The 14256-nt window shown below is 54.1% G+C and carries 11 protein-coding genes; 5 read left to right on the top strand and 6 right to left on the bottom strand.

Features of this window, described 5'->3' with window-relative positions:
* Positions 1–192: 192 nt before the first annotated feature.
* Both AB0O97_RS14110 and AB0O97_RS14115 read left to right on the top strand, forming a co-directional pair.
* Entirely contained in the window at positions 193–588 is a 396-nt protein-coding gene (locus tag AB0O97_RS14110) for a transposase (protein ID WP_363883504.1), read from the top strand.
* Positions 585–1442: a transposase gene (locus AB0O97_RS14115; RefSeq protein ID WP_363883506.1), complete on the top strand. Its 858-nt coding sequence runs from the start codon at positions 585–587 to the stop codon at positions 1440–1442. The genes AB0O97_RS14110 and AB0O97_RS14115 overlap by 4 nt, the downstream gene beginning before the upstream one ends.
* Here the strand turns inward: AB0O97_RS14115 and AB0O97_RS14120 are convergent.
* The 3 genes from AB0O97_RS14120 to rfbA form a co-directional block, all read right to left on the bottom strand.
* On the bottom strand, positions 1439–3466 hold the full coding sequence (locus AB0O97_RS14120) for a putative transposase (protein WP_363883508.1): 2028 nt from the start codon (positions 3464–3466) through the stop codon (positions 1439–1441). The two genes, AB0O97_RS14115 and AB0O97_RS14120, sit on opposite strands and share 4 nt — an antisense overlap.
* Complete coding sequence (locus AB0O97_RS14125; protein WP_363883510.1) at positions 3438–3731, bottom strand: hypothetical protein; 294 nt, start codon at positions 3729–3731, stop codon at positions 3438–3440. Before AB0O97_RS14125 ends, AB0O97_RS14120 begins: the two co-directional genes overlap by 29 nt.
* A gap of 682 nt (positions 3732–4413) precedes the next feature.
* Positions 4414–5280 (bottom strand): glucose-1-phosphate thymidylyltransferase RfbA, encoded by an 867-nt coding sequence (gene rfbA / locus AB0O97_RS14130; protein ID WP_363883512.1) that lies wholly within the window; start codon positions 5278–5280, stop codon positions 4414–4416.
* Between the two features lie 134 nt (positions 5281–5414).
* Between rfbA and rfbB the strand changes: the two genes are divergently transcribed.
* From rfbB to AB0O97_RS14145, 3 genes are all read left to right on the top strand, one after another.
* Positions 5415–6413, top strand: a complete 999-nt coding sequence (gene rfbB / locus AB0O97_RS14135; RefSeq protein WP_363883514.1) for a dTDP-glucose 4,6-dehydratase — start codon at positions 5415–5417, stop codon at positions 6411–6413.
* A 3-nt stretch (positions 6414–6416) separates the two neighbouring features.
* Complete coding sequence (locus tag AB0O97_RS14140) at positions 6417–7853, top strand: bifunctional dTDP-4-dehydrorhamnose 3,5-epimerase family protein/NAD(P)-dependent oxidoreductase (RefSeq protein ID WP_363883515.1); 1437 nt, start codon at positions 6417–6419, stop codon at positions 7851–7853.
* 155 nt (positions 7854–8008) lie between these two features.
* Positions 8009–9805: a glycosyltransferase 61 family protein gene (locus tag AB0O97_RS14145; protein ID WP_363883517.1), complete on the top strand. Its 1797-nt coding sequence runs from the start codon at positions 8009–8011 to the stop codon at positions 9803–9805.
* An 86-nt stretch (positions 9806–9891) separates the two neighbouring features.
* Here AB0O97_RS14145 and AB0O97_RS14150 read toward each other — a convergent pair whose 3' ends face one another.
* The 3 genes from AB0O97_RS14150 to AB0O97_RS14160 form a co-directional block, all read right to left on the bottom strand.
* A complete protein-coding gene (locus tag AB0O97_RS14150; RefSeq protein ID WP_363883518.1) occupies positions 9892–10134 on the bottom strand; it encodes a hypothetical protein in 243 nt (80 codons plus the stop codon).
* Positions 10135–10669: 535 nt separating this feature from the next.
* Positions 10670–10966, bottom strand: a complete 297-nt coding sequence (locus AB0O97_RS14155) for an ATP-binding protein (protein ID WP_363883582.1) — start codon at positions 10964–10966, stop codon at positions 10670–10672.
* 136 nt (positions 10967–11102) lie between these two features.
* Positions 11103–14246, bottom strand: a complete 3144-nt coding sequence (locus AB0O97_RS14160; protein ID WP_363883520.1) for a CDP-glycerol glycerophosphotransferase family protein — start codon at positions 14244–14246, stop codon at positions 11103–11105.
* Positions 14247–14256 lie beyond the last annotated feature (10 nt).

The following is a 14256-nucleotide window of genomic DNA, read 5'->3' on the forward strand; positions in this document are numbered from 1 at the left end:
CCTGACTGACACCCTGAGTGGTTGTCCTGAAGATGATCAGTCCATCGGGCTGACGGCCAGCACCAACCATGTTGCCCGGCCGGACATGACTTCATAGGAGCTCGATCTAGGAGTCCCATCACAGTCCTGTCTGCCCGACCGGACACCACGAGCCACCCTGTTGCTTGAAGTTTCAGAGGAGCTTGTTCCATCATGACAAATGTACAGTTCAAAGTCATCGCCGGGATCGACACTCACGCCGATACCCACCACGTCGCACTCATCACCGACTATGGAAAGAGGCTGGGGGATCGTAAGTTCCTGGCTATCGGATCCGGGTACCAAGAAATCGCTGCGTACCTGACCAGCCACGGTCCCGTCACCGCTGTTGGCGTCGAGGGAACCGGCTCCTACGGGGCCGAACTGACTCGTGTCCTGGCCGGCCACGGATTCACCGTTCGGGAGATGAACCGGTCCAACCGTGCCGAGCGTCGTTTGCACGGAAAATCAGATCCTCTGGATGCCTACCAGACTGCCGAATCCGCCCTGGCGGAGCGGGGCACCTCCACGCCCAAATCCGCGACGGATTCGTTGAAGCCCTGCGCGTGATCCGCACCGCTCGGTCCAGCGCTATGAAGGCCCGCACCGCCCTGCTGAACCAGATCAGCGGGGCCCTGGCCTCAGCTCCGGAGCAGGTCAGGGCCAAATACCGTGGCACGAGCAGTGAAGGGCGGGTCAAGACCATGGCCGTCAGCCGTCCCGCCGGAGACCCTGCAGACCCGGTCGTGGCGACCCTGCTGACGCTCAGGCGACTGGGTGCCCGGCACCGGTTTCTGAGCGATGAAATCGCCGAGATTGATGCAGAGCTGGCCTTCATTGTTTCCGCTCATGCTCCGGAGATCTTGGAAGTCAATGGGGTCGGCGCCGTCGTCGCATCTCAGCTGCTGGTGACGTTCGGTGACAACCCGGAACGGATGGTCAGCGAGGCCTCCTTTGCCGCCTTGACCGGGGTCGCCCCGGTCCCGGCATCCTCGGGCAAAACGAGTCGCTACCGGCTATCTCGGGGAGGTGACAGGGAAGCAAATTCCTCGCTCTACCGTATTGTTCAGGTGCGCATGTCCAAGGACAAACGCACCCGCGACTACGTGGCCAAACGCACCGAAGAAGGCAAGAGTAAAAAGGAAATCATCCGTTGTCTCAAGCGCTATGTTGCCCGGGAAATATACCGGGTCATGAGCAACCCGCGGCCGGCGCCACTGACCAACGACCTGCGTTCGCTGCGTCTGGCGCTGGGTTTGACGCAAGTAATGGTGGCCGTCGCTTTGGGGACCTGGCCAACAGCGATTTCGAGGATCGAGCGCGGCAACTGCAGAGACCTACAAGTCATTGCCGAGTACCGGATCTGGCTTGAAAACGAGCCCAAGAAACCAATTGACAAAGATAGGAACATCATCACGATTTAATTGATAAGAGCCGCGGTCTTGGTATTGATGGCGTATTTGAGGATCAGGTTGCTGCCGGGGTAGCGGGTTTCGGCGGCGGTCAGGTGGTTGCAGAGGTCGGCGGCGGCCGCAGTTTTCGCTGTGGTCGGTAGCGGGTCCAAGGTGATGGTTAAGTATCCGGGCTCAGTGGTGTCGATGTCGCCACTCTGATGGAACATCTGGCGCATGAGGGCGTGGGCTTCCTGCTTCGCGCGCCGGTAGCCGGTATTGGTGCGGATCTCCCTAGCGATCGTCATGGCCGTGTTGTAGGCGGCCATCCGGATGCCGGTGTGGATCATCTTCACCTCGGTATCCAGGACTTGCTGGCCCGGATTCAGGTCACCGAGGCGGATCTTCGCCGGGATTCCCTGATGAATCTTTTCAGCAGCAGCCAAGGCATTTTCTGCTTCCCATACTGGTGCCATGACGTGGTTGTGCATGGCACTAGTCACCGTGACTTCGTCAGTACCTTCGGTCGGGGTTTTCAGCGCCAGCAGGTTCAGATCAGCCACGGCTGCTGCTTCTGCGTGGTGGCGCCGGGCGGCAACAACTTTTTGGTAGGCACGGGCCTTCGCCGGTTCCGGCACCAAACGGTCCTCGTTGTCATCACTGGAACTGTAGGAGTCATGGGAGTCGAGCTCGAAGTGCATGCGGGCGTAACGGAACTGGTTTTCCTGCCGCCACCTGTTCCCCATCCGATACACGACCTCGCCCGCAGGGAGGGTCCGGTCGGTGGTGAGGATGTGGATTTGCCTGGTGCCACCACCGGTGGTGCCCACAATGCGGCTGATCTGGCGGATGTTGAACACTTCCCCAGTTTTCTTGGTGGTGTTCAGGGGCAGGTCAACGAGCGTGTCAGCGATCGGCCAGGACCGTGTCTGGCTGTGTTCATCGGTATGGGAGACCTCTTTGAAGAGATCTTCCTTGATATCGGCCGTTGTGCCCTTGCGCCAAGAAAGCACATCAAAACCAGCCGCATCCATGTGTTTGAACAAGACCGGAGACCAACCGCCACGGTCAAAACCAACCAGCACCCGGCGGTCGTCCCCAATAGCGGTGCGCAGTTCCGGCAGCAGGTCGCGGAGTTCCGCGGCCAGGGACGCACCCGGTGCGGCCATGACAACGAACACGGGGGCGCCGTTCGCGTCGGTGACCCAGGTTTCCTCGGTCGCCGGGACCGGAAACTTCAACCTTGTGGAGTAGAGTCTCCCAATCTTTTTCGTGCCCTGATAGGCGCGCACATGCCCGTCAACGTAGAGGAGCGCTGCCAGGTCCTCACCACCAGGACCGGTGCCGGCCAGATGGTGTTTGGCCAAGGCGGCGATCAGTTCCTGGACTTTGCCGCTCTCGGCGAGTTGGCTGATCCGGCGGCGGAAGGTTTTCACTTCCGGGGCCCGATCCAAACCCAACACCCGCCCCAGCTCTTGGGGGTCAAAACGGGTGGAGCCCTCGGCCCGGGCTTCCCCAGCCAATGCCCGCAGCACACTATCGATCAGGACGGTTTCGAGGCAGCAAAACCCGTTCGGTAGCGCTCCGTAAACCTCCTTCGCGCAGGCGAGCAGGCCGGTGGTTTCCAGTGCGGGGAATGCCAGAAACAGCCCGGCGTGACGGAAATGTGCGGCCGGGGCAAACGCCGGAGCAGCGCATTCGAGCATGCTGGCAGCTGCTCGCTCGGCCGTGCGGGGTGCCGGGGCCGGCAAGAGCGGTAGTTCCCGCTGTTGCGCAACAGCGGGTGCTGGTTCTAGGGGCTCAGGGTTACCCGCGGCGGCTATGTCTGCAGCGTCAGTAGTGGCTTGTTCCGCAGCGATTTTCAGGGCCCGGCGGACGCTGAACTCAGAGACGCCTACCGCGTTGCCGACGGCCTGCTGGGACAGGCCCGTGCTGCGCAGTTCCACGATCCGGGTGATGACAGCGCCGGTGAGTAGGGAAGCTTTCTTTGGCCCCTTCTTTTCCGGCACTAACGCGATGATGCCGCCATCAGCCAGCAACTGCTTCCATAACCACACCGTTGACGGGGTGACGTAACCACACCGTTGACGGGGTGACGTCAAAGACGGCAGCGATCTCACCGACTCCGGCGGCCTTCATCGCCGCTAGTTTCACCGCTGCCCAGCGGCGGCCGGCCTCGTCCCCCGCGTCCCAGGAAAACGAGGCTTGGCCGTGAAGAAAAACGGTGCCACCACCATCGGCGTCCCTCACCAGTTCTCCGGCCAGACCCAGCGGCACAGCATCCAGAACCATCGCCACAGGAAGATGAGGTTGAGCAGTCATAACACTCATCATTTCACCCGTCCAAGAGACACTGTTTCTTGCATCTATTATATCGAAGAGTGGGCAGAATTAACAGGGTTACATCAAGGGAAATCCCGAAAAAATCAACGAACTCGAAAACCCGTCACCCGAGCGTGTCCGGAGTCCTGAGCTCAGCGTTTCCCAATGAACCAGTACGCAGCAGCGTTCTAGCCTGTTCTTTCACGTCCCAAACACCCTTGTGAATATTTTCTCTTTGGTGCCAGCAATATTGCGGTTGGGGCCCACCCGTAGCATTGCTGGGAGCCACGCAATAGGCTCCTTCCATCATGTGATAGCCACATGGTCGAAGGAGTACTGGTAATGGTACGGACGATCAAAGCGAAGTTGGTTTTGCAGCTACGCAATCAAAACCTGTCGCGTCGAGCGATTGAATCAGCGCATAAGATATCCCGGCACAGCATTTAGGCTGTCCTTGATGCGGCGCAGCTGGCAGGACTTGCTTCCGATGACGTTGCCGAATTAGCGGTGGCCGAGGTATGCACGGCGTTGTTTCCCGGCCGCGGGATCCGTGAAAGCGTGTTCTTGCAGACTGACTGGGCTGGGGTGCACACCGAGCTTCCGCAAGTTGGTGTGACGTTGAAGTTTTTGCACCACGTGTATGGGGGCGAAAATTTCCCTGGCAATTGTTTCATGGCGAACATTAGCTACTACTCAACAGCCCAAGAAGGTAGGCACCGTAACCGCTTTTTGCCAGTGGCTCGGCCCGTTGACGAAGCTCATCATCGGTGAGAAAGCCTTGACGCCATGAAACTTCTTCGGGCGCGCCGATTTTGAGGCCCTGCCGATTTTCGACTGTCCTGACGAAGTTTGATGCGTCGTTCAAGTCTGTAAAGGTCCCAGTATCCAGCCATGCCGTTCCGCGCGGGAGAATTTCTACCTGCAGCTTACCCTTCTCGAGGTAAGTGCGATTTACATCGGTGATCTCAAGTTCGCCTCGCGGCGACGGCCTAAGGTTTCGAGCAATTTCTACGACGTCATTGTCGTAGAAGTAGAGGCCTGGGACGGCGTAATGACTGCGAGGTTTGGCAGGCTTCTCTTCGAGAGAGATTGCCATTCCGGAGTCGTCGAATTCAACCACGCCATATGCCTGCGGGTTTTGAACCCAGTATCCGAATACAGCTCCACCGACTATGTTGCTGTGACGTCTTAGCTGCTGCCCCATTCCGGGACCGTAGAAGATGTTGTCGCCTAGAACTAGGGCAACGGGTTCATGGCCGATGTGCTCGGCGCCAATTGTGAACGCTTGGGCTAGACCATCCGGCGAAGGCTGTGACTTATAGGTCAGGTTGATTCCGAACTGTGATCCGTCGCCCAGTAAGCGGCGAAATTGCTCAGCATCGCGTGGGGTAGTGATGATCAGAATGTCGCGAATACCAGCCAGAATTAGTGTTGACAGCGGATAGTAGATCATCGGCTTGTCATAGACGGGAACCAGCTGCTTGCTGATGCCATGGGTAATGGGATGAAGTCGTGATCCGGTTCCACCGGCAAGTATTATTCCGCGCACGAGCACCATTCTCTAACGAAGAATACGTATTTCCTAATTCTGATATTCTTATTCACTGTGTATGAGACGAATCCAACGTCCGCTACATAGTAGTTCGGATCCTCTGTTCTGCCCTCGTTAGGTAGGTTTGTAAGATGAAAAGTATTTTGGTTACCGGTGGCGCCGGCTTCATCGGCTCCAATTTTGTCCATTATGTCCTTGAATATACCGACATGCATGTCACGGTGCTGGACAAGCTTACTTATGCCGGTAATTTGGCGTCCTTGGACGGTTTGCCGGCGGATCGGTTCACGTTCGTGCAGGGTGATATTTGTGATGCCGCACTTGTTGATGGACTGGTTGCAGCCGCTGACGCGGTGGTTCACTATGCTGCTGAGTCCCACAATGACAATTCGCTGCACGATCCGCGCCCGTTCCTTGATACGAACATCATTGGCACGTACACGTTGATTGAGGCGGCCCGGAAACACAGTAAGCGTTTCCATCACATCTCCACGGATGAGGTGTATGGGGACCTTGAACTGGATGATCCGCAGCGCTTCACCGCAGAGACGCCCTACGCGCCGTCGAGCCCGTATTCTGCGACGAAGGCCGGCTCGGACATGTTGGTGCGTGCATGGGTGCGTTCCTTTGGATTGCAGGCCACGATCAGCAACTGCTCCAACAACTACGGTCCGTACCAGCACGTGGAGAAGTTCATTCCCCGCCAGATCACCAATGTCATCGACGGGATCCGCCCCAAGCTCTACGGGAAGGGTGAGAATGTGCGGGACTGGATCCATGCGAACGACCACTCATCCGCGGTGCTGGCAATTCTAGATCGGGGCCGCATCGGCGAAACGTACCTGATCGGCGCTGACGGCGAGAAGAACAACAAGGACGTTGTTGAACAGATCCTCACCCATATGGGTCTGCCCGCCGACGCCTATGATCACGTTATCGATCGCCCGGGTCATGACCTGCGCTACGCCATTGAATCCGAGAAACTGCGCACGGAGCTGGGCTGGAGCCCGGAATTCGCTAACTTTGATGCCGGTATCGAGGACACCATCAAGTGGTACCGGGACAACGAGTCATGGTGGCGCCCACAGAAGGCCGCTACCGAAGCAAAATACAAGGAACAGGGCCAGTAGATCATGACGATTGAGTTCTCCAAACAACTCAAAGCCACCACGACCCCCATTCCCGGTGTTGTGCTCTATGATCTTCCGGTCCATGGCGACAACCGTGGCTGGTTCAAGGAAAACTGGCAGCGCGAGAAGATGATGGCCATGGGCCTGCCTGATTTCTCTCCGGTTCAGAACAATATTTCCTTCAATGAGAAGTCCGGCACCACTCGCGGGATCCATGCCGAGCCGTGGGATAAGTTCATCTCGGTTGCAACGGGCAAGATCTTTGGCGCCTGGGTCGATCTGCGCGAAGGTGAGTCATTCGGTGCTGTTTTCACAGCCGAAATGGACCCCTCCCAAGCCATTTTTATCCCCCGCGGGGTGGGCAATGCCTTCCAAACCCTCGAGGATGACACGGCGTACACCTACCTCGTCAATGACCATTGGTCTGCCGACGCACAGGGGCAGTACACGTTCTTGAACCTGGCCGACGAGAGTGCAGCCATCGCCTGGCCCATTCCGTTGGAGCAGGCCGAGCTTTCCGATAAGGACAAGGCTCACCCGCGGCTGGCTGAGGTTGTCCCGATGCCGCCGAAGCTGACACTGGTTTTGGGTGCCGATGGTCAGCTGGGTAAGGCGTTGCGGGAAGTGTACGAAGGCGATGCAAGCGTTGAGTTTGCCACTCGCGCCGATTTTGACCTCACCGCGCCGGACTCCTATGCCGACCGGAACTGGAAGAACTACTCCACGATCATCAACGCCGCCGCCTACACGGCCGTGGACACTGCCGAAACACCCGAAGGGCGCACCAAGGCGTGGGCTATCAATGCCACCGCTGTGGCGTCCCTGGCCAAGGTTGCCACCAGCCACGGGATCGCCCTGGTCCATGTTTCCAGTGACTATGTCTTTGATGGCACAGTCCAAACCCACGGCGAAGACGAAGCGCTCTCGCCGTTGGGTGTCTACGGCCAAAGCAAGGCTGCTGGCGACGCCGTCGTGTCAACAGTGCCCCAGCATTACATTGTGCGCACCAGCTGGGTCATCGGTGAGGGCAATAACTTCGTTCGCACCATGGCTTCGCTGGCGGACCGGGGCATTTCCCCGAGCGTGGTCAATGACCAGATTGGGCGGCTGAGCTTCACCAAGGACATCGCCGCAGGCATCGTGCACCTACTCGAATCCGGGGCGGACTACGGCGTTTACAACCTCAGTAACGACGGAGAGCCGCAGTCATGGGCGGATATCGCCGCCGATGTGTACGAGCTTACCGGTCACAGCCGCGACTCCGTCACAGGCGTCAGCACTGAGGAGTACTTCAAGGGCAAAAGTGCAGCACCTCGGCCGTTGAACAGCACCCTAGACCTCGCCAAGATCAAGGCCATTGGATTCATCCCCGCAGATGCGGTCCACCGCCTTACCGAGTATTTTATGAGCAGGGCGCACAATTCACACTGCAGTTGTTGAGTTTCGAATTTGTAGCCATCAAAAAATCACAATCAATCATTGAATGCTCAACTGAATATTATTGTGGAAATAATCTAATACCGAATGACCAAATATTTTGCAACTCACCGAGTATCCCGCAACGCCAAACACTGGGCAAATTGAAATGAGCAAATATGAACTTCACGTCAAGTACTAGTACTAGTTCTTCCATTTCTACCAGCTCTTCTCTCGATGAAATAGGACTCCAGCACGGTTTGGATCAGAGCTCGCAACATCACGATTATCTCAAGATTTACGCGAAAGAACTCAGCCAATATCAGAATACAATATCTTTTGTCACCATCATTACAGCTCAAGACCCTATTGCATTTGGAAATTCATTTGGTAGCTATTTTTACAACTCTAAGATCACCGTAATAGCTCTCGGAGATAACAAGACAGCCACCGTTTCGGCGTTAGGCAACGTACAGATCATTTATTGTAGCAATTATAATGCTATGCATGACGCGATGATGCTCGGTCCTAGGCCAGATGTACTGATCGAGGACGGTAGTAACAAGAAGAGTCAGAAGCTTGATATCTTTAAGGAGTTCTTTCTCTATCTGAAAGAGAATGGAAAGTATGTTATTGAGGACCTACATGCATCGTACATAGATTCTCTAAATGATGTAGAAGGTGAGGATGTACTCGGCCTTGTGGCCCGCCTCATAGACCAAAAACGGCAAACTAAAGCCGCAATGAAGAAACTATCAGGTGACGAGCGAGAACTTTCGCTAGCGATTCAAAGCTACACAAATTATGGCAAGTTGGCTTTTGTGGTAAAAGCAGGAAATCACTTAATCAAATTGCGTGACAGCCAAGCCAATTTGTGTCTCACTGAACGCTATGGAAATGAATGGGGAAAAAATATATTTTCGAAATTTCCTTTTGAATGGGAACTCAAAAATTCCCCCAAGACCAATGATAAACGATTCGACAAGCGTTTCAAAAATCCAATCCCCGTTCCTGCAATGAATGTAAGAATCTACAATAACGTAGATTGCTTTGCACGAAAAGTTTGTGTTCTAGGTGACTTTATTCTTCCTGACTCATTTCGACATGGTGGAGCCAGACGGCTTGGCAGCACGGGATTAATTGATGCGACCCCCATATTTGCGAGTCTGCCTCCTGTTAGGAAAATTCGAACTCTCGAAGGGCGCTATTACTACCTGGACACTGAGTACCCTGGACACTTTGGTCATATTATGACCGAAGTCGTTTCGCATCTGTGGGCCTGGAAGGAAGCTCTCCATCTATATCCTGATTTGAAGGCACTTGTAAGCCTACCGAAGAATAAGAAATCAATACCTACGTTCCAGGCAGAGATCTTTGATGCATTTGGCATAAATCGCGATCGGATCGAATACATAGAATATGACGAAAAGGTGAGCGTCGAGTTTCTGATCGCCTGTACGCCTCAATTGAGTAATCCGAACTGGGTACATCCTGAGGTAGTCCAAATATGGGATGAAATTGCGCAAAAAGTTATCTCTGAGTCAAAGGTTTTCCCTAAGAATATTTTCGTTTCACGACCCTACGCGGACGAGCGATCGTGTAATAATACATTGGAAGTTGAACATTTCTTTTCAGACCATGGATTCGAGATCGTCTACCCCGAGACTATGACCTTCAGCGAACAATTGTCCTTGTTCTCCGGTGCGAGAAAAATAGCCGGATTTGGTGGCAGCGGATTATTCAATATGATGTTTTGTGCAAATGAGGGAATGCGAATAGTCATTTCTGGTGAAACTTATATCGCGGCCAATGAGCATTTGATAGCCGCGGCAACTGGCGCAGAACTACACTATTTTTGGTGTAAATCTGACAAGCAGTATCCGGTTGGTCGATGGACGGCTGAGGCATTTAGATCGAATTTTACGTTTGATTTTGAGCGTGACGGACATGCACTGTCTCGTCTCTTGAAGGAATAATTCACGGGTAGCCCTGTTCTACTTTTTACCGGCTCTTCCAAATTGAGAGCGTATCGGGGGCTGCGGCAGGGCGTCTGCAAAGTCGTTTAGCTGGTAGTGATGACTGATAGCTTGGGTGCCCGTGCGGGGTATTTTCGGGCTGCGCGTGTGGCGTTGGCGAGGTGGGTTTCGCCGTGGAGTCTCAGAATCGTGATGGCGATGTCGCCTAGGGGGGCCATGACCCGTTGCACTGCGCTGTTTCTGACGTGGCTTTGGTCTTCTATCCAGGTCACGTCGCGCCGGTAGTGAAGTGGCTCTTTGTGGTTCGTGGTGAAATCCACTATTGTCATGGATGATTCACCGCTGTTCGGGCGATGCTCCTGAGCACAATACGAGTCGTACAGTTAGCGCTATTGACGAATGAGCATTTGAGGCTTTGTGTATAGCAGAGGCATTTGGTAGCACCTGTGGGTCGACCGGATAGCACTCGCGGGTGGATCGGGTAGCGCTTTGGTCGCGCCGGCCGATGTTTGCTTTCGTCCGCGAGAGTGGGGCCGTGGACGGTGAGGGGAACCCACTGTACGGGCTGACTGCCAGCACATCGTGTACTTGCTGGTGCGCGGATGCCCATATCGGCAGGTTGAGGCCTTGGCGGCGCCGCGACACCCACACCAGATCGGAAGGGACAGCCAGCCCAGCTAAAACCAATGCCGCCCCTGGCAGCCAAGGTGCTACCCGATCCACCCACGTTCGCTACCGAAAGCCTCGTCTAAACAGCCTTTGAGGCTTTGAGCACCACCTAATCGTGTGATTCAGCACCAGCGTTCGTACGAGAGAGCGCCAGTGGTGGTGTGGCTGGGATCCACCGGCGCCCTCAGTCATGGATTACACGTTGGCCAGGGCGGTATGTTCCCTCATGTTGTAGGTGCCGGTCTCGACCCAGATCGTGTTGTGGATGATCCGGTCCTTGATCTCATCCGCGTGAACACCGGAGCCGATGCGCGGATGCCAGTCCTTGTGCGAATACTGGGTGCAGAACACCGTTGACGTTTGGCCGTAGCGGCGCTCCAGCAACATGCCGCGCATCGATTCCGTCGGCCGATCCAGCAACCACGCATCAACCACGAGCAACCTGAACGCAGCGTACTTGCGCAGGAACTTCCCGGACCCGCCACGTCTCAGGGCTCCTGACCCGCTAGTTGTTCAGGAAAACTCTATCGTTCTACGGGGCGCGACCCAATAAAGTGACTCAAATTTATAGCCACTTCGTACTTTCTGAAATATTCGAGAAAGTGACCATATAAAGAGTAAGACAATTTTATTGGAAGAAATTTTTAAGACAAATACTTAAAGACTCACCCGACGTCCTCTGATTAAATCGCCTTTTAAAATTTGCTCTTTCTACAGCATCATATTCTAGGCCATTTTTCACCAAATGGTCAAAAAAGTCTTGTTTATCTGAGAATTTTGGAAATGGTATTGTCAATCGATAGTCTTCATAGAATCCCCTAGTCACGGTACCGTAGCTATCAATATCCGGAACCAATGCATAAATCGGATTCTTCAAAAGAGCATAATCAAATATAATTGATGAGAAGTCTGTCACAAGCAGATCTGAGGCAAGCATCAGATCGTTGATCTCCGGATAGCTGCTGACTTCAATGACATTCTTTGAACGTAGTTCGGCCCCTCCCGGGGAGTTGTGGTGTCCACGATTCAGGAGAACGAACTGGTTACCCAGATTTTTCCTCAATGAATCCCCGTCAAGGTATCCCACAAAATTACGACTGCCGTTTTTCGCAATAGCGTTGTCACGCCAAGTGGGAGCGTAGAGCACCGCAACCTGCTCGTTTGCAATGCCAAGCTCATTGCGCACCACTGCCCGCCTTTCGAGTGCAGACGCTGTGATGAGAGCATCGTTGCGCGGATAAACACATTCGAGAATCGGCCCATTGTAGCCGAACGCGGTAGGAAAGACCCTAGCCGAGAAGGGATTCTGGGCAAGCAGCAAATCCCACATCTTCGCTTCCCGATCCATCAACCTCCGGTACGACGCCGAAAGATATTCCGTGGGGGCATCAAGTCCAATCTTTTTCAAAGGCGTTCCATGCCAGGTCTGCAGATAGAACTGATGCGGGTTCTTCCGAAAATAGAACGGAAAGTTATTGTTGTTGATCAGGTGTGATGCAGACTGCACCCTACTAGCCCATTTTGCACTTCCACGGACAATCGGAATGGCGTAATCAGGATAAGGTACTGAGAAATCCGTGATGGAGAAATAGATAGCTTTTTCCGGTTCTAACTTGTGCAGCTGGTCTGCAATGGCCCGAGGGCTGTCCGTGCAGAACTTGCCGTTGAAACTCTCAAATACAAAGTGTCCCGCACGGGGTTGTGTCCTGAAATCCTGAAATCTTTTATGGATGAGTCTCTGACCAAATTTGCTGCGGTCAATCAGATCCAACGGCGGGGCAATGGTGACGGCAAACGCCTGTGAGGTTGTCGACCACGCTGTGAGAGCCGAGTGTTCAAGCAAAAAGTCCAAAGGACCTTGATTCGTGATATTAGGTGACGCCTTGATGGGTTGGGCTTTAGCTGATTCCGCTCCCTGCTGACGAAGCGTATAGGCGCCAGCGGGATAGCTGAAGACAGCTCTGTTCCAGCGGCTGTGCCTAAGTGCAAAGGAATAATTCACCCGTCCAGAGTCACCTGTGGTGACATGGTAAGGATCTATCCGTTCTTGAGCGGTGGAGAGGTAGACTTCCTTTGAAGGTAAAGTGCCAGCCCATTCCACTGAGATGGTGAATTCCTCTTGTCCGAGGTCCACTTCAAAAGCACAGACCAGAGGGGATTTTATCAATGCGGTTTGTGCCAGTTTTTGGAAATCACCAGGAGGAGTACGATGCGTGGTTGACCACTGGGCTTCCGCAACTCCGTGCCCGATGATGAATGACTTGACTCGTTCCGGATTAGGAATGTCTGCCAACAGAATCTCGAATCCTGCCTCTGCGTGAGATGCAAAGGCATCGTTCGCGTCAATATCGATGCGTGCATCCACGACACGGGCGACGAGCAATTCAATCGTGCTGCCGTCAGCGTATTCAGCGGAACATCGGATCGAACTGTTGGATCTTTCAGAATTCAGTCCACGGATGAAGGCATACCCCTTAAGTATTAGCCCTCGGCCGTCCCGCAAATCCCGAAGCTTGATGGCCGATTCAAAAACGAGTGATTCAGGCGTGCAAGTCAACGATTCGAGGGCACCATCCAAGCCAATCTGGGAGGAATAGTTGGGCACAGCGTTGAAGGTATCCCCATCGAGCCGGACTTCGAATCCGGTCCCCGTCTCCTGTCTATCAACAATGACAGCTTCAACCGCATCCTTGTTGCCATGCTGGGCCAACGACAAGAAAACGCGAGCATGGGGGTCCAAAGAATTGATCGTGGTCTGAGAAATGACATCCGCGCCAGCGAACAACTGCAGTAGAGACGTGGATCCTTGACACAGATTCTGCCAATAATCATCACCTCTGTTGGCTACAAAGTCGAAGTAGCGAACCATATCACTGCCGAAAAGCCGCTTGTACCAAGTCTGGGCCACCATCGCGTTTGATTCGGACAGGATCAGATGTGACACATCTTGGGCAACAGTCAGCCTATCCTGCAAATTCTGAAGATCAGCTTTTCCTTGGGTGATAGACGAGGAACCTGGGCGCTGCCGCCAGCTGTAGACGTTGATATCGAGGACGTCAAACTGCCTGGCGCGAATAAACGCTCTCGCGGTAGTTTCTTGGTCTTCATAGAGGATGTCCTCTGGGATGGGTCCAACCTTGGTATCCCAGAATTCCCTTTTGAACACCTTGTTCCAAAGGAAAACATCATCGAGTATCTCCGGAAAGTCATTGATGGTGATGGCAACCCGTTTGTTCTCATGCAGGCGTGAAGAAAGCTTTGTGGGAACGTGCTTGTTACCAATGAGCCGGTCAGATGACCCCACAACGAAGTCCGATCCAGATTCTTCAAGTTGCGTCATCATGGCTAAGTAGGCATGATCAGCAACAACATCGTCAGAATCAGCGAATGTTAGGTACTGTCCATTTGCAGCGGCAATAGCAACGTTCCTAGCACGGCCATTGCCACTATGTTCACGTTCAATGATGCTGATTCGTTTATCTCGGCGCGCATAGTCACGTGCAATGGCAAGCGAACCATCGGTTGAGCCATCGTCAACAAGCAGAATCTCGATATACGGGTAGCTTTGAGATGTCACACTGTTGAGACAGTCAGCCAAGAACTCTTCCACATCAAAAATGGGAATGATGACGCTCAGCAGACCTAGATTAGTGATTCTAGCACCCAACGCACGTTGCAGACGGGATCGGCGGGCAGGGTGAACAGCCTTTTTCAAACCCGTTTTTAATCCGGCGGGTAGCCGACGGAACACCTTCCGCGTCACGCCTGTCATTCTCAGTCCC

This window comes from Specibacter sp. NPDC078692 (assembly GCF_040686835.1).
Taxonomy (GTDB): Bacteria; Actinomycetota; Actinomycetes; order Actinomycetales; family Micrococcaceae; genus Specibacter.